This is a genomic window from Thermococcus sp. PK, from assembly GCF_000430485.1.
Classification (GTDB): domain Archaea; phylum Methanobacteriota_B; class Thermococci; order Thermococcales; family Thermococcaceae; genus Thermococcus_A; species Thermococcus_A bergensis.
The window spans coordinates 50,445-65,770 of sequence record NZ_KE387150.1 but is presented as its reverse complement, the minus strand read 5'-3'; the positions used below and the strand labels follow the sequence as shown (position 1 = coordinate 65,770).

Genomic DNA, 15,326 nt, shown 5'->3' with positions numbered 1-15,326 from the left:
GGAAAATAATCAACCAATAATTTCTCCGAATGCAAACTTCTGTTTCACGGAATTTATGACAATCTCCACTTCGTCCCCCACTTTCGTGTTGGGGACAAAAATCACAAAGCCCTTAATTCTTGCTATCCCATCTCCACCTTTTCCAAGGGCTTCTATCCTTACCTTGTATCTTTCTCCAACCTTAACTGGGGGCAGTCTTGAACCCCCTCTTTCCATCCTTTTCTTTCCAAATTTCCTGTCCTCCAATTCAGACACCACCAGCAAGTATCTGCAATCTTAATTGTGATGATGGAGGTATTTAAAATTTTTGGTGGTTTCACAACTTTTTCAAACCTTTTGTTGCTTAATTTAGCTTTTTCCTTCTGAAAACCGAGGCCAGCGGCCGAGTATTTTATGGAGACAAAAAGCTTTATATCACAAAACAATGAAGATATTAATGTTAAAAAACCTGTGGAGATGGTAACCATGGGCGAAAAAATGACCGCTATCATGAAAACTAAGCCCGCTTACGGTGCTGAACTTGTTGAGGTTGATGTCCCACAGCCAAGGGAAGGAGAAGTTCTCATCAAGGTTCTTGCAACTAGCATCTGCGGAACCGACCTTCACATCTACGAATGGAATGATTGGGCACAGAGCAGAATAAAGCCCCCCCAGATAATGGGCCACGAAGTCGCTGGAGAGGTCGTGGAAGTTGGAAAAGGAGTTGATGACATTCAAGTAGGTGACTACATCTCTGCAGAAACTCATATAGTTTGTGGAAAATGCTACCAATGTAAAACCGGCAACTACCATGTTTGTCAGAACACCAAGATATTTGGAGTAGACACCGATGGTGTCTTTGCGGAATATGCGATAGTCCCAGCCCAGAATGCGTGGAAGAACCCGAGGGATATTCCCCCAGAATACGCGACACTTCAAGAGCCGTTGGGTAATGCCGTCGATACTGTTTTAGCCGGGCCAATTGCAGGTAAAACTGTTCTCATAACCGGTGCTGGGCCCTTAGGTCTTCTGGGTATAACGGTGGCAAAGGCAAGTGGAGCTTCTCTGGTAATAGTGAGCGAACCGAGCGAATTCAGAAGAGAGCTGGCTAAAAAAGTGGGTGCTGATGTGGTTATAAACCCCATGGAAGAGGATGTTGTTAAGGAAGTGAAAGACCTAACAGATGGCAATGGAGTTGACGTTTTTCTTGAATTCAGTGGTGCTCCAAAAGCTCTTGAACAGGGACTGCAAGCGGTTACGCCGGCGGGAAGGGTTAGTCTTCTAGGTCTCTTCCCGAGGGAAGTCACATTCGACATTAACAACCTCGTTATCTTCAAGGCACTGGAAGTTCATGGAATTACCGGAAGGCACCTTTGGCAGACCTGGTATACAGTTTCCAACCTCCTTAGAAGCGGAAAGCTCAATTTAGACCCGATAATCACGCACAAGTACAAGGGATTCGATAAGTTTGAGGAAGCTTTTGAGCTCATGCGTGCTGGAAAAACGGGTAAGGTCGTGTTCTTCCCCCACAAGCACTGACTTTTCTAACCCTTTTATCTTTACCACCGCAATTTTTAAGTAAGTCTTGTGAGACTTCTTTCGGGGGGTTGATAATGGAATTAAGCTATCAAGAAAAATTAACTCTCATCAAGCTCAGGGATTTAAAAAAGGCGAAATTTGAAGACCTCGTTAAAGAGACCGGACTTGACCAGGTAGCGGTAATGAGAGCCGTTCTCTGGCTCCAGAGTAAGGGCCTTGCAAAGCTCCACGAAAGGCAGAAGACGATCGTAAGGATAACAGAGCTGGGAAGGAAATATGCAGAAATTGGACTTCCAGAGAGGAGAGCCCTGAAGCTGCTTGTGGAGAGAGGCAAAGTTTCTCTTGACGAGCTAAGGGAAGTTCTGAGTGAGGATGAGCTTAAGCCTATCGTTGGAATCTTAAGGAGAGAAGGATGGGCGAATGTCAGAAAGGAGGATGGAAAGCTTGTTCTTGAGGTTACCGAAAAGGGACAAGCAGCGATTTCTGAGGAGAGACCAATTGACAAAGCATTGAAAATCCTTGCAGAAAAGGGAGAAGTTGATGCAAAGGAGCTAGAAAAGCTCATCCCTATTAAGGAGCTGAAGAGCAGAAAGATTGGGGAAGAAGACACTAAGGCAGAGAGAGAGGTAGAGATCACAGAGGAAGGGATGAAACTCGCTGAAAGCGGTCTTGAGCTCAAGGAAGAGGTCTCAGTTTTAACTCCAGAGCTCATAAAGAGTGGGGAATGGAGAAAGGTTGAGTTCAAACGCTTTAACATTCAAGCCCCTGTGAGGAGAGTCTATCCCGGCAAAAAGCAACCTTATAGGGTTTTCCTCGATAAGATAAGGAGAAAACTTATAGAGATGGGCTTTATTGAGATGACTGCAGAAAGCCTAATAGAGACTCAATTCTGGAACTTTGATGCTTTGTTCCAGCCACAGAATCATCCAGCAAGAGACTGGACAGACACCTACCAGTTAAAGTATCCAAAATATGGCTCTCTCCCGGATGAGGAGCTTGTGGAGAAGGTTAAGGCTTCCCATGAGCACGGCTGGACAACGGGCTCGAGAGGATGGGGCTACAAGTGGGATCCGAGAATGGCCATGCTTTTAATGCCCAGAGCGCATGCAACAGCTCTAAGTGCAAGACAGCTTGGCAAAGGCGTTCAAATCCCGGGCAAATACTTCGCTATTCAAAGGGTCTTCAGGCCGGATGTTTTGGACAGAACGCATCTAATAGAGTTCAACCAGGTGGACGGATTCGTTGTTGATGAGAGCTTAACATTCAAACACCTCCTCGGAATCCTGAAGAGGTTTGCGGTTGAAATCGCTGGGGCAAAGAAAGTAAAGTTCCTTCCAGATTATTACCCGTTCACAGAGCCGAGCGTTCAAATGAGTGCCTATCACGAAGAGCTCGGATGGGTGGAATTCGGGGGAGCGGGAATATTCAGAGAAGAGATGACAAAACCGCTTGGAATAGACGTGCCAGTAATTGCATGGGGAATCGGTATCGACAGATTGGCCATGTTTAAGCTGGGAATAGACGACATAAGATACCTCTTCAGCTATGACCTGAAGTGGTTGAGGGAAGCCAAGCTGGTGTGGTGATGAAAGATGCCGAAGTTCGATGTTGCCAAGCATGACTTGGAGAGATTAGTCGGAAAGGAGTTCACGGTCGAAGAGTGGGAAGACTTATTCCTCTATGCAAAATGCGAGCTTGACGATGTGTGGGAAGAGAACGGTAAAATATACTTTAAAGCAGATGCCAAAGATACGAACAGGCCTGATTTATGGAGCGCCGAAGGAATAGCGAGACAGGTAAAATGGGCCCTTGGAATGGCGAAGGGTTTGCCGAGATATGAAATCGAAAAAAGTGACGTTGTCGTTTACGTAGATGAAAAGTTGAAGGACATAAGGCCCTATGGAGTATACGCCATAGTCGAGAACCTCAAGCTTGATGAGGAGGCACTGAGGCAGATAATCCAGCTTCAGGAGAAAATAGCACTCACCTTCGGAAGGAGAAGAAGGGAAGTTGCCATAGGAACGTTTGACTTTGACAAGATCAAGCCTCCCTTCTATTACAAGGCTGTTGAGCCAGATAAGATAAGATTTGTTCCGCTAAACAGCGACCGGGAAATGAGTGCTGATGAGATACTTGAGGAGCACGAAAAGGGGAAGGAATACGGTCACTTGATTAAAGGAAAACCCTATTACCCATTGCTTGTTGACAGGGAAGGAAACGTTCTCTCAATGCCCCCTGTTATAAACTCCGAAACCCATGGAAAAGTTACAGAAGAGACTAGGAGCATCTTCATAGACATTACGGGATGGGACCTTAACAAGATTATGCTTGCTTTGAATGTAATTGTAACTGCTCTAGCCGAGCGTGGCGGAAAAATAAGAAGCGTCAAGGTAGTTTACAAGGATTTCGAGATAGAGTCTCCCGACTTAACCCCCAAGGAGTTCGAGGTTGATCTCAGCTACATCAAGAGACTTGCGGGAGTTGAGCTCAGCGATGAGGAGATAAAAGACCTACTTGAGCGCATGATGTATGATGTTGAAATCGTGGATGGAAAGGCAAAGCTGAAGTATCCAGCGTTCAGAGACGATATAATGCACGCAAGGGATGTTTTAGAGGATGTCCTTATTGCCTACGGCTACAACAACATTGTTCCTGAAGAGCCCAAGCTTGCCGTTCAAGGGAAAGGAAACGACTTTGTAGATTTCGAAAATGCTCTAAGGGACCTCATGGTTGGCTTTGGCCTCCAAGAGGTTATGACATTCAACCTCACGAATAAGGAAGCACAGTTCGATAAGATGAACATCCCGGAAGAAGACATCGTGGAGATTGAGAATCCGATAAGCCAGAAATGGTCTGCGTTGAGAAAATGGCTCCTTCCAAGCCTGATGGAATTCCTAAGCCAGAATACGCATGAGGAATATCCTCAGAAGATCTTTGAGGTTGGTAAGGTGACCCTCATAGACGAAAGCAGAGAAACAAAGACCGTCAGCGAGAGCAAGCTTGCCGTTGCCCTTGCCCATCCAAAGGTGACCTTCACAGAAGCAAAGGAGATTCTTGACAGCCTGATGCGTCACCTTGGTGCTGAATACGAGATTAAAGAGATAGAACACGGCTCCTTCATTCCGGGTAGAGTGGGAGAGATAATAGTCAGTGGAAAGACCGTTGGGATAATAGGCGAAATACATCCACAGGTGCTTGAAAACTGGGGAATAGAAATGCCGATAGCGGCATTTGAGGTTTTCTTAAGGCCTTTCTATAAGGGAAGTTTTCTCTGATTTCTTCTTTTTTGACAATAAGAAAGAATTAAGAGAACCCTTCTTTTTGAAAAATTTCTTTGCAAATGTAAACATGATATCAAAGTTGATTAAGCACTCCATTGTCTCCACATCTATCTCAGCGATCATTTGTTCACCTCGATTTTTTTCTAGGGGGTGGAAATTTTAACCTTTTTCCTGTTTTTATTGTCAAACATTCAAAAATACTGTCCAATTAGTTCGGGCATATGGACACATTCACTTGATATTTGTAAAGACAAATGGGCGGACAATCCTTTTATAACCTTCCTCGAATTTCCACTCATGAGGATAGCTCTAAAAATTGCCTACGATGGGAGAAGGTTTTACGGCTTTCAAAGACAGCCTGGGCTGAAAACAGTCGAGGGTGAGATAATCAGAGTGCTAACTAAGCTTGGAATAATCAAAGATCCGAAAGATGCCGGTTTTAAGGGCGCCTCAAGGACTGATAGAGGAGTCTCCGCTTTTGGAAACGTCATCGCGTTTAACACTTCGAAACCCGAACTCACATATCCGAGAATTCTGAACCATCACCTGCATGATGTATGGGTTCTAGGAAGGGCGCGGGTTTCTGAGGATTTTCATCCGAGATTCTGGAGCAAGGGAAAAGTCTACAGATACTACCTCTTCGATGAAGGCTTTGACCTTGAGAAAATGCAATCCTGTGCCGAGATGTTTGTAGGTGTTCACGACTTCTCAAACTTTGCCCGGCTTGAAGGGAACAGAGACCCTATAAGAAAGATAGACCGGATTGAAATCTTCTCTAAGGGGAATGTAATCACAGTTGAAATCGAGGGAGAAAGCTTTCTCTGGGAAATGGTGAGAAGGATTGTAACGGCTCTTAGGCTTTGCGGCTTGGGTGTTTTATCAAGGGAGGAAGTGAGGAGAATGCTAAACGAAAAAGTTAATAAAAAGCTCCCTCCTGCCCCTCCAGAAAACCTTGTCCTGTGGGAAGTTAAGTACGATGAAATATTCTTTGAAAAAGATCCTTATGCAGTTGAAAAGGCAAAAAGAGAATTCTTCAAAAGGTTTACACAGCACCTGATAACAGCAAGAATTTTTGAGGACTGGTTCACTTCTTTATAGCCCTCTCAAGCTCCTTATCATAATATTTTCCGTAGTACTGCTTCAGGGCTTTTTGCCTCTCTATGAAGTGCGTGAAGAGCAAGGGGTCTTCATCCTTCACGTCAACTATGACAGCACCGCTTCCACCTTTGGGCCTCAGTGCCCTTCCTATCGTCTGAATTGTCATTATGTCGCTCTTTCCTCCGCCGGCCAGTATTATCGCTGAGATCTCTGGAATATCTACGCCCTCCTTCAGAAGTGTTGATACCAAAACCTTAATCTCGCCATTTTTGAATTTTTCAAGAATCTCCCACCTGTTTGGACTCTTGGAGCTCAAAAACTCGGCATTTATGCCCCTCTGTTTGAGCATTTCTACAAGGATTTTTCCGTGCTCGATTCTCTTGACGTCTATTAGAACCCGGTGGCCTTGTTTCGCAAGCTTATATGCAGTCTCAACTATAACCTTGTTTCTCTCTTCATTTTCCATGATTATTTCTTCATAAAGTTCCTTGTAGCGCTCTGCCAACGGCGGCATGAAGGATTCATATTCAATTATTTTAAACCTTGGCTTTGCCAGGAACTTTTCTTTTATCAGGTCTTCGGCTTTAACTTCATAAATTATTGGTCCTACTGCCCCTTCTATCTTTAGCTCTTCTCCTTTAATTCTCCTCCACGGAGTTGCGGAGAGACCAAACCTAAACCTCTGTGGAAGGCTTATTCCGAGTTCATAAAACTTTTCTGCAGCGGACGTTCTGTGGCATTCATCAAACACAACCACCGCATATGGGAGCTGGAGCTTATCAACACCTCTAGAGAGAAGGGTTTGTATCATAGCTACCGTTACCGGCTTTTCTATCCAGTTGTTATCCCCTACAAGTCCGGGCTCGATCCCAAGAACTCGCCTTATATTCTCAGCCCACTGATAAAGAAGTTCCTTGGTGTGCACAACAACGAGGGCTGATAGGTTAAGCTCATAGATAATTCTCAGCCCTATTATTGTTTTTCCACTCCCCACGGGTAACGCTAGGACTCCCATACCGGATTTTAATGCTTTTTTAACGGCTTTTTCTTGATACTTTCTTAGCTTATACTCTTCGTTCCATGTTGCATTTATCTCTACTCCTTCAATTTTCCTTTCGTCAATTACCCTAACCCTGTATCCTTTTGAGTTCAAAAGTTGCTTTACACGGGGAATTAACCCCACGGGGAAGGACTTTGTGTGAGGGTCATATAGGCTCTCAGGCTTCTCCCATTTGCCGAAACTTTTTCGGTAAGTTAGCTCCTCATATATCATAAAGTATATCTTAGGATCAGCCTTCTCAATATACACCAATGCAGATTTATCCGGGATTCTCAACACCACGGTCTTCATGGCAACTCAAAAGAGATTTTTGGAATTCCCCCTTTATAGCTCTTTCTCTATCATTTTGAAAAATATTCAAAAATAAACACAAAAAAATGAAAACCTCCAAAAAGTTTATCACAGCACGGGAGGATTTTGAGTGGGTGGTGTTATGATACGTGAGATATTAAACCAATTTCAGGACGAGCTCATTGTCGTTGATAAACCTGTTAGCAAGAAGTTTGAGATAACAAACTATCTTCTTCAGCATAAAACTAAGCCCGTTCTGTTTAAAGATGTCGATGGATGGGAAGTTGCAGGCAACATATGGAGCACGCGGGAGAGAATAGCAAAGTACCTCGGCATAAAAAGGGAAGAGCTCATTCATTTCATAATGGAAGCTATAGAAAATCCTAGACCATATAAAGAGGCAAAAACTGCTGAATTTTTTAAGAACTCCACAAAGGATTTCTCCCTCAAAGAGTTACCGGTTCCGCATTACTTTCCAAAGGATGGGGGACAGTACTTTACCTCAGCAATCTACATAGCAAAGGACGAGAATGGATTTGTAAACCTTTCATATCACAGAACAATGGTGAGAGATGAAAAAACCGGGACTGTTAGATTAGTTCCCAGGCATCTGTATGCAATGTGGAAGGATAGGGCAGAACACGGTGAAGAGCTTGATGTTAGAATAATTGTTGGCAACCCAATCCATATCCTCCTAGCGGCAGCGACAAGCCCGCCTTATGGAGTTAGTGAGCTCAGCATTGCGTCATCTATGAGCGAGATGGCATTTGGAAAGCCCTTAGAGGTTGTAGACCTCAATGGAATTCCGGTTCCAGTTGAAAGTGAATTTGTCTTCGAGGCAAAAATTTTGCCAGAGCTTGACAAAGAGGGGCCCTTTGTTGATATAACTGGGACATATGACATTGTAAGGGAGCAGCCCGTTGTGGTTTTTGAGAAGATGTACCACGTCAAAAAACCGATTTTCCATGCATTGCTTTCCAGCGGATATGAGCACTACATGCTCATGGGACTTCCCAAGGAGCCCCAGATATACAAGAGCGTTAAGCAGGTAGTCCCAAAGGTTCACGGCGTAAGGCTGACAGAAGGGGGCTGCATGTGGCTCCACGCAGTTGTGAGTATAACAAAGCAACACGATGGAGATGGGAAAAATGCCATTTTGGCGGCTTTTACAGGGCATCCAAGCCTGAAGCACGTGGTTGTTGTTGATGATGACATCAATATCTACGACGACAGGGAAGTTGAATGGGCAATAGCCACGAGATTCCAAGCCGATAAAGACCTGGTAATAATCCCAAACGCAAGGGGAAGCTCTCTAGACCCATCAGGAGAAAAGGGCTTTACCGCAAAGATGGGTATAGACGCTACCAAGCCCCTGGGCAGAAAAGATGAGTTTGAAAGGGCAAGGCTTTGAGCTTCTAATATTCTTTCTTTTTTGAAAACCTGATGGCAGAAGAAAAAAAGACAAGAAAAGGAGTTCACTCCTTCATTGGCAGGCCGTGGTCGAAGGAGTAGTAAACCTTCTGGAACTGCTTTCTGAACTCGAATACTTCCTTCTCAACTTTCTTTGGATCCTCTTTGTCAATGAGGACTCTTCTTATGAACCTTGCTACTTCCTTCATGTCGTCTTCTAGCATTCCAACTCTCGTCATCTCCTGCACACCAATTCTTAGACCGCTTGGGGTGTTGACCTTCTCAAGTGGATCCCATGGAAGGAGGTTCTTGTTGAGGATTATTCCCGCTTCCTCTAAGAGTGGAGCAGCCCATCCTCCTCCAGCCTCGTGGAGCTCGCTAACGTCGACGATAACCTGGTGGCTCTCTGTGTAGCCTTTGTCCTCTCCAATGACCTTGAATCCTTCCTCTGCAAGAGCCTCGGCTAGGGCTTTTGCGTTCTTTACGATCTGCTCAGCATAGGCTTTACCAAATTCGAGCATCTCCGCAGCTGTAATGACTTTTCCAGCCATGTGGTGTAAGTGATGGTTGCTCAAAACACCCGGGAAGATTGCCCACTGCAGTTTTGCTGTGTCTTCTCCGAGGTCTTTGTAAATTATTACACCACCTTGTGGCCCGGGGAAGGTCTTGTGTGTTGAAGCGGTTATGACGTCTGCTCCCTCTCTAAGTGGGTCTTGGAACTTTCCTCCGGCTATCAGTCCCAAGACGTGGGCCGCATCATACATTACATATGCCCCAACTTCCTTAGCCACCGGAGCGAGCTCCTTGACTGGGTGTGGGAATGGGAACAATGAACCACCAAAGACGACTATCTTGGGCTCGAGCTCTCTAATCATCTGGGCGGCTTTGTCGACATCGATGTTGAATTCATCGTTATCAAATGGCCATGTGTGAACTTCTAACCCTCTCATGCCGGCAGCTCCAAAGGGCATGTGGCTTATGTGTCCGCCGTGAGATGTGTGAAGAACGATAGCCTTATCTCCGGGATTTGTTAGGCCAAAGAACACTGCCTGGTTTGCGTTAGTTCCGGATATTGGTCTAAGGTCGGCAAAATCGCTACCGAAGAGCTTACAGAAGAGGTCAACCCCTATGAGTTCAACTTCATCGACGTACTTACATCCTTGGTAGTACCTTTGTCTTGGCCATCCTTCGGCATATTTGTGCATAAACCCGCTTGCCACAGCTCTCGTAACGCTTGGGGAGGTTACGTTTTCACTTGCAATCAAGTTTATCGTTGATGACCTCCACTTTTCATGCATCTCAATAAACTCTAAAACCTTGTCCCTATACATCTGGTAGCTCATTGTATCACCCCAGTACTTTGTTGCATGTGATATTTTACATCCATGTAATTTAAATCTTGCCGTTAGAATATCTTTAAAAGTTTCAAAGGAGAAGTAAAAACCGATGCCCTATGATAGAGGAGGCAGCAAAATTAATAGCTCATTCCCGCTTTTTGATAGCTTTCACAGGCGCTGGAATAAGTGCCGAAAGCGGAATACCAACTTTTAGAGACAGGGGCGGCCTATGGGAAAACTACAGAGTGGAGGAAGTAGCAACCCCGGAGGCTTTTAAACGGAATCCGCGACTGGTGTGGGAATTCTACAAGATGAGGATGAAGCGTATGAAGGAAGCAAAGCCCAACAAGGCCCATCTGGCGCTGGCAGAGCTTGAGAGAATGGGGCTTTTAAAAGCGGTCATAACCCAAAACATTGACAATCTCCACAGAGAAGCTGGAAACAAAAATGTTATAGAGCTCCATGGGAATATTTATCGAGTTAAATGCACCGGCTGTGCTTATACTGAGAACCTTCTTGAATCGGGAAGGATTGAGGAGTTCTTGAAAGAGGAGGACTTACCCAAATGCCCGGAATGCGGTTCTCTCTTGAGGCCAGATGTTGTCTGGTTTGGGGAGCCTCTTCCTCAAGAAGCCCTTCAAAAAGCCTTTAAGCTTGCCGAAAGGGCTGACGTTTGTCTGGTTATCGGAACGAGTGGCCAGGTGTTTCCAGCGGCGTATATCCCCTATATCGTAAAGGATAACAAAGGGTATGTGATAGAGATAAACGTAAAGGAGAGCGGTATAACCCCAATAGCGGACATATTCCTAAAGGGGCCTGCCGGAGAAGTTATGGAGACTCTTTTGGCAAAGGTTAAGAGATGCCTGAAAGACAAAGGGTGTTAAGGGTGGTGTTATGATACTCCTAATAGGCTTTGAGCAGGAGGAGGTCTCTAGAGTAAAAAATGCTCTCAGCGAGTTCGATGTTTATGAAGTCCCAGAATACTGCAGGGACTGGATAGTTGAGGAAGTTGTGGCAAAGGCACCTACCTTTGAGGGAAGCGGCAACTGGCACTGGAGAAAGTTCCTCATAATGCACGACCTCTCAAATGAGGAGGTAAAGAAGGTTATTAAGGTGGTTCGCTCTCAGGGAATCAGTCCAATTTTCGCAACCACAACGCCTACCTCCCTAACGTGGAAGCTTGAAGACCTTCTCAATGAGCTCATTAGGGAGGATGAGTACTTTAGAAAGTTGAGAGAAGAAAAACAAAAGATGAAGTCCTTCTATCTCGATATAGGGAAAAGTTAAATACCTTTGTCTTTTTATTTAAGTTTGGGGATTGGGATGGTAAGCGTTGTGTTTTTTGACCTTGATGATACTCTTGTGGATACCTCTCGTTTAGCCGAGCTTGCTAGAAAAAATGCCATAGAGAACATGATCCAGCACGGAATGCCCGTTGATTTTGATACTGCTTATAACGAACTTTTGGAGCTCATAAATGAATACGGGAGCAATTTTCCTCATCACTTTGATTACCTTCTCAGGAGGCTTGATTTGGGATACAACCCAAAATGGGTTGCCGCTGGAGTTATAGCATATCACAACACCAAATTTGCCCATATAAGGGAAGTTAAAAACGCGAGAAAAACCCTCATCAAACTAAGAGAGATGGGATATCGGCTGGGTATAATCACAGATGGTGATCCAATAAAGCAGTGGGAAAAGGTTCTAAGGCTTGATTTAGATGACTTCTTTGAGCATGTAGTGGTTTCGGACTTTGAGGGCGTGAAAAAGCCGCACCCGAAGATATACCAGAAAGCCTTAAAGATATTTAAAGTGGCTCCGGAAGAGGCTGTAATGGTTGGAGATAGACTTTATTCGGACATCTATGGGGCGAAGAGAGTAGGGATGCACACGGTATGGTTCCGGTATGGGAAATATGCAGATAGGGATCTCGAATATGAGGAGTACGCAGACTTCAAAATCAATGACATCTTAGAACTTCCGGAAATTTTGGAGGGGCTTAAGGATGGTTCAAATAAGGAAGTTCATGCTGATAGATGAGGCATACAAATCAAGAATACTCCGCGGGGAAAAGACCACCACAATCAGATTTGGAGAGTATGAGGCAAAACCCGGAAGCGAGGTCTATCTCGTAATAACACCAAGCGACACCGCTGTTGCAAAGGTAAAAATCACAAAAGTGAGGAAGAAAAAGGTTAAGGAGCTTACAAATCAAGATGCAAAAAAAGATGGCTTCAAAGACGTCAAAGAACTGGTAAAAGCGTTGAACAAAATATACGGAGAGCTCCACGGAGAGGATGAAGTGACAGTAATTGAGTTTGAGGTTGTGGAGAAGTTCGAGAGCGGAATTCCTCTGAAGTGGCTCAAAGGGCTGAACTACAGAAATCCAGAGGAGATAGCAAAACTTTACATAGAAAACAACTTAAAAGATTCTCCCGACGTGGATTTGATAATTAGGAAAGTTTATTCCGAGGGGTTAAAAGAGGCCGTAAGAAGGTATGGGCCAAAAAGAGTAAGAGATGCCCTTTTGAAGGCATATCATAAACTTTATGCAGACGGAAAGATTTAAAGAGGAAGCTCGGTTGTCTCTTTGTGTATCTTCAACACAACCATTGTATGCGTCGCGACAACGCCCTCTATCTCTCCAATTCTATCGAGAAAGTCGTTGAGCTCTTCGCTGCTCCTCGTTCTTATCTTAACTATCATGTCATAATCGCCTGTAGTTTCATAAATTTCCACTATTTCTGGATATTTAATGAGCTTCTCGGCAACGTCACTATATTTTCCGGCTTTTGCCTTTATCAGTATGAAAGCCAGCAGGTGAAAACCAAGGGACTCTGGATCGGGGATAATCGTGAATTTCTTTATTATTCCCCTTTCCTTAAGCTTTTTAATCCTCTCATAGACAGTTGACTCTGCAAGTCCTACCTGTTTGGATATCTCTCTTAAGGGAGTACGGCTATTTTTTTGGAGTACCTTTAAGATTTCCTTGTCAATTTCATCCAAAAATCCTTTCATACTCTCACCGCCCTAAAATTTTTCGGGATAATATATAAAGTTGATGATGCATCCACACCATAGATTTATAAAAACTCTCTATATACCTCTAATGGGCTGGAGAAGGAGAGGTGAGTAGAGATGCCAACAAACGTAACAGCAGAATATCTAGCGGCGGAAGAGGAATACAGACAGGCTAAAACGATACCCGAAAAAATAAGGGCCTTGGAAAAAATGTATGCTACAGTCCCGAAGCACAAGGGAACAGAGAAGCTCAGGCTCCAAATAAAGAGAAAGATATCAGAGCTGAGAAAAGAACTGGAAAAACAGCAGAGCCAGCGAAAAGGTGGGGGTTACTCATTTAGCGTTAAAAAAGAAGGAGCTGCCCAGATAGTTCTTGCGGGTTTGCCAAATGTTGGGAAATCCTCACTTCTTAAAGTCCTCACGGACGTTGATGTTGACGTCGCTGATTACGCTTTCACGACTGTTGAACCAATTCCGGGCATGATGAAGTATAAGGACGTCCAGATTCAACTCGTGGAGGTACCGGGGTTAGTAGAGGGGGCTGCATTGGGCAAAGGTATGGGAACACAGCTTTTGAGCGTTATAAGAAATGCCGATGCAATAGCCATTGTCGTTGATCTTTCCCAAGACCCAATAAAGCAGATGGAGATACTGTTGAGGGAATTTGAGCGTGCTGGAATAAAAATAAACAAAAGGAAGCCAAAAGTTGAAGTAAAGAGAATGCCAATGGGTGGAATTGTAATCAACGGGCAGGACTTGATTCAGGGGGATATAAGTGAAGTCATGAAAATGCTTAGGGAGGAAGGCATTCACAGTGCTGAGATTACAGTAAAAGAACCTGTCACTCTTGAAGAATTCTCAGATGCCCTCGATGAGAGCCTTGTATGGAGGAAGGCCATAATTATTGCCAACAAAGGCGATGCGCCGGGAAGCAAAGAGAACTATGAAAAGCTCGTTGAGGCTTATGGGGATAGGTTTAAAATAGTGCCCGTTTCGGCAGAAAAGAAGGCAAACCTTGAAGCCCTTAAAGAAGCTCTTTATGATCTCGCTGGCATAATTAGAGTCTTCACAAAGTCGCCGGGTGAAGAGCCAGCTTATCCACCCATAGCCCTCAAAAAAGGTGCAACCGTTCTTGATGTGGCGGAGAGAGTTCACAAAGACCTAGCAAAGAACTTTAAATACGCAAGGGTGTGGGGAAAGAGTGCAAAGTTCCCGGGGCAGAGAGTCGGTGCAGATCACGTTCTTGAAGATGGAGATATAGTTGAGATTCATGCTAGATAGACCAGTTTCTTTCTCCATAAAAACACACCATCTCAGAATTGGAGTCTCGCAAATGAAAAAATTATCTCCATCTGCAAAGAGACTTTCTTTTATCCACCGATTTTGACTTGGAGTCCTAAGCCTTTAAATTCTTCCTTAATCCACTTTAATGTCTCGTCAGATGGCGCGTGGTGAACTTCCATTTTGTATTCCCTTCCCAAACGGTTGAACTTCTCTCCAACATCATGGTATGGCAACAGATCTATCTCTTGAATAGAACTTAAGTCAAGCTCCGAGAGGAATCTTGCCCAACCTTTTACGTTCCATTCTGTGTCTGTTATTCCTGGGATAACTGGAAACCTTAGGATTACGTTAGCTTTCTTTTCAACAAGGAAAATTAAATTTTTCTTTATCAATTCATTTGGAACTCCAGTATATTTGATGTGTTCTTTTTCATCAAAAAGTTTCAGGTCATATAGGAAGAGGTCTGTGTAAGGGAGTATCTTCTCCAAAATTCTTGTTGGGGCGTATCCAGAGGTATCGACTGTTGTATGAATGTACCTCTTCTTGCACTCCTTGAGGATATCTTCCAAGAATTCTGGCTGAAAAAGGGGTTCTCCGCCGGAGAACGTTACTCCCCCATTAGAGCTGTCATGGAACTTAATGTCTTTCTCAATCTCACGAATGAGCTCATCCACAGTAACAACTTTGCCCACAAGCCTTAGGGCATTCGTTGGGCAAAGCTCTGCACAAATCCCACAACCTGTGCACTCTTCTCTATCGATGTGTTGGGTTTCGTTTTCATCAAAGCTAACTGCATTTTCGGGGCAAGCCTTAACGCAGGTGTGGCAGTGGATGCACTTAAAGCTGAAGTACATGATATCCGGCTTTGGGGATATCCCCTCTGGGTTATGACACCACCAGCACCTCAACGGACAGCCCTTCATAAAGATTGTAGTTCTGATTCCCGGGCCGTCATGGATTGCATAGCGCTTTATATCAAAGATTATACCCTTGACCATTGCTTGTCCTCCTTATCTATCTTAT

At 44.3% G+C, this 15,326-nt stretch carries 15 protein-coding genes; 10 read left to right on the top strand and 5 right to left on the bottom strand.

Annotation, left to right across the window (positions count from 1 at the left end):
* Nucleotides 1-9: 9 nt before the first annotated feature.
* Nucleotides 10-216: a TRAM domain-containing protein gene (locus tag THEPK_RS08425; RefSeq protein WP_042702170.1), complete on the bottom strand. Its 207-nt coding sequence runs from the start codon at nt 214-216 to the stop codon at nt 10-12.
* A 249-nt stretch (nt 217-465) separates the two neighbouring features.
* Here THEPK_RS08425 and tdh point away from each other — a divergent pair, with 249 nt between their 5' ends.
* The 4 genes from tdh (at nt 466) to truA (ending at nt 5,897) form a co-directional block, all read left to right on the top strand.
* Complete coding sequence (gene tdh, locus THEPK_RS08420; protein WP_042700987.1) at nt 466-1,518, top strand: L-threonine 3-dehydrogenase; 1,053 nt, start codon at nt 466-468, stop codon at nt 1,516-1,518.
* 74 nt (nt 1,519-1,592) lie between these two features.
* Entirely contained in the window at nt 1,593-3,104 is a 1,512-nt protein-coding gene (gene pheS, locus THEPK_RS08415; RefSeq protein ID WP_042700986.1) for a phenylalanine--tRNA ligase subunit alpha, read from the top strand.
* Between the two features lie 6 nt (nt 3,105-3,110).
* Nucleotides 3,111-4,793, top strand: a complete 1,683-nt coding sequence (gene pheT / locus THEPK_RS08410) for a phenylalanine--tRNA ligase subunit beta (protein WP_042700985.1) — start codon at nt 3,111-3,113, stop codon at nt 4,791-4,793.
* A 303-nt stretch (nt 4,794-5,096) separates the two neighbouring features.
* Nucleotides 5,097-5,897, top strand: coding sequence for a tRNA pseudouridine(38-40) synthase TruA (truA, locus tag THEPK_RS08405; RefSeq protein WP_042700984.1), 801 nt, complete (start codon nt 5,097-5,099; stop codon nt 5,895-5,897).
* Here truA and THEPK_RS08400 read toward each other — a convergent pair.
* Nucleotides 5,884-7,248, bottom strand: a complete 1,365-nt coding sequence (locus THEPK_RS08400) for a DEAD/DEAH box helicase (RefSeq protein ID WP_042700981.1) — start codon at nt 7,246-7,248, stop codon at nt 5,884-5,886. The two genes, truA and THEPK_RS08400, sit on opposite strands and share 14 nt — an antisense overlap.
* 142 nt (nt 7,249-7,390) lie before the next feature.
* On the opposite strand from THEPK_RS08400, the gene THEPK_RS08395 reads away from it, so the two are divergent.
* On the top strand, nt 7,391-8,659 hold the full coding sequence (locus THEPK_RS08395; RefSeq protein ID WP_042700980.1) for a UbiD family decarboxylase: 1,269 nt from the start codon (nt 7,391-7,393) through the stop codon (nt 8,657-8,659).
* A 64-nt stretch (nt 8,660-8,723) separates the two neighbouring features.
* Here the strand turns inward: THEPK_RS08395 and glyA are convergent, their stop codons facing one another.
* Entirely contained in the window at nt 8,724-10,001 is a 1,278-nt protein-coding gene (gene glyA / locus THEPK_RS08390; RefSeq protein ID WP_042700977.1) for a serine hydroxymethyltransferase, read from the bottom strand.
* A 110-nt stretch (nt 10,002-10,111) separates the two neighbouring features.
* Between glyA and cobB the strand changes: the two genes are divergently transcribed.
* The 4 genes from cobB to THEPK_RS08370 are packed head-to-tail and all read left to right on the top strand — an operon-like array spanning nt 10,112 to nt 12,567.
* Nucleotides 10,112-10,879 carry an NAD-dependent protein deacetylase gene (gene cobB, locus THEPK_RS08385; protein ID WP_042700975.1) on the top strand — a complete coding sequence of 256 codons (768 nt, stop codon included), beginning with the start codon at nt 10,112-10,114 and terminating at the stop codon, nt 10,877-10,879.
* Nucleotides 10,880-10,889: 10 nt separating this feature from the next.
* A complete protein-coding gene (locus THEPK_RS08380; protein ID WP_042700973.1) occupies nt 10,890-11,282 on the top strand; it encodes a DUF3783 domain-containing protein in 393 nt (130 codons plus the stop codon).
* Between the two features lie 36 nt (nt 11,283-11,318).
* Nucleotides 11,319-12,038, top strand: coding sequence for a TIGR02253 family HAD-type hydrolase (locus tag THEPK_RS08375; protein WP_042700970.1), 720 nt, complete (start codon nt 11,319-11,321; stop codon nt 12,036-12,038).
* Nucleotides 12,004-12,567 carry an ASCH domain-containing protein gene (locus tag THEPK_RS08370; protein ID WP_042700968.1) on the top strand — a complete coding sequence of 188 codons (564 nt, stop codon included), beginning with the start codon at nt 12,004-12,006 and terminating at the stop codon, nt 12,565-12,567. The genes THEPK_RS08375 and THEPK_RS08370 overlap by 35 nt, the downstream gene beginning before the upstream one ends.
* Here the strand turns inward: THEPK_RS08370 and THEPK_RS08365 are convergent.
* A complete protein-coding gene (locus THEPK_RS08365) occupies nt 12,564-13,016 on the bottom strand; it encodes an Lrp/AsnC family transcriptional regulator (RefSeq protein ID WP_042700966.1) in 453 nt (150 codons plus the stop codon). The two genes, THEPK_RS08370 and THEPK_RS08365, sit on opposite strands and share 4 nt — an antisense overlap.
* Before the next feature lie 120 nt (nt 13,017-13,136).
* Here THEPK_RS08365 and THEPK_RS08360 point away from each other — a divergent pair, with 120 nt between their 5' ends.
* Nucleotides 13,137-14,300 carry an OBG GTPase family GTP-binding protein gene (locus THEPK_RS08360; RefSeq protein WP_042700964.1) on the top strand — a complete coding sequence of 388 codons (1,164 nt, stop codon included), beginning with the start codon at nt 13,137-13,139 and terminating at the stop codon, nt 14,298-14,300.
* 89 nt (nt 14,301-14,389) lie between these two features.
* Here THEPK_RS08360 and THEPK_RS08355 read toward each other — a convergent pair whose 3' ends face one another.
* Complete coding sequence (locus THEPK_RS08355; protein ID WP_042700961.1) at nt 14,390-15,301, bottom strand: glycyl-radical enzyme activating protein; 912 nt, start codon at nt 15,299-15,301, stop codon at nt 14,390-14,392.
* Between the last annotated feature and the right edge of the window lie 25 nt (nt 15,302-15,326).

Excerpts from the sequence above, each read along its gene's own strand:
- THEPK_RS08370 (WP_042700968.1), top strand. The coding sequence starts at position 12,004 with ATGGTTCAAATAAGGAAGTTCATGCTGATAGATGAGGCATACAAATCA.
- pheS (WP_042700986.1), top strand. The coding sequence starts at position 1,593 with ATGGAATTAAGCTATCAAGAAAAATTAACTCTCATCAAGCTCAGGGAT.
- cobB (WP_042700975.1), top strand. The coding sequence starts at position 10,112 with ATGATAGAGGAGGCAGCAAAATTAATAGCTCATTCCCGCTTTTTGATA.
- THEPK_RS08400 (WP_042700981.1), bottom strand. The coding sequence starts at position 7,248 with ATGAAGACCGTGGTGTTGAGAATCCCGGATAAATCTGCATTGGTGTAT.
- THEPK_RS08365 (WP_042700966.1), bottom strand. The coding sequence starts at position 13,016 with ATGAAAGGATTTTTGGATGAAATTGACAAGGAAATCTTAAAGGTACTC.
- THEPK_RS08425 (WP_042702170.1), bottom strand. The coding sequence starts at position 216 with ATGGAAAGAGGGGGTTCAAGACTGCCCCCAGTTAAGGTTGGAGAAAGA.
- THEPK_RS08380 (WP_042700973.1), top strand. The coding sequence starts at position 10,890 with ATGATACTCCTAATAGGCTTTGAGCAGGAGGAGGTCTCTAGAGTAAAA.
- THEPK_RS08395 (WP_042700980.1), top strand. The coding sequence starts at position 7,391 with ATGATACGTGAGATATTAAACCAATTTCAGGACGAGCTCATTGTCGTT.
- truA (WP_042700984.1), top strand. The coding sequence starts at position 5,097 with ATGAGGATAGCTCTAAAAATTGCCTACGATGGGAGAAGGTTTTACGGC.
- THEPK_RS08360 (WP_042700964.1), top strand. The coding sequence starts at position 13,137 with ATGCCAACAAACGTAACAGCAGAATATCTAGCGGCGGAAGAGGAATAC.
- THEPK_RS08375 (WP_042700970.1), top strand. The coding sequence starts at position 11,319 with ATGGTAAGCGTTGTGTTTTTTGACCTTGATGATACTCTTGTGGATACC.
- THEPK_RS08355 (WP_042700961.1), bottom strand. The coding sequence starts at position 15,301 with ATGGTCAAGGGTATAATCTTTGATATAAAGCGCTATGCAATCCATGAC.
- tdh (WP_042700987.1), top strand. The coding sequence starts at position 466 with ATGGGCGAAAAAATGACCGCTATCATGAAAACTAAGCCCGCTTACGGT.
- glyA (WP_042700977.1), bottom strand. The coding sequence starts at position 10,001 with ATGAGCTACCAGATGTATAGGGACAAGGTTTTAGAGTTTATTGAGATG.
- pheT (WP_042700985.1), top strand. The coding sequence starts at position 3,111 with ATGCCGAAGTTCGATGTTGCCAAGCATGACTTGGAGAGATTAGTCGGA.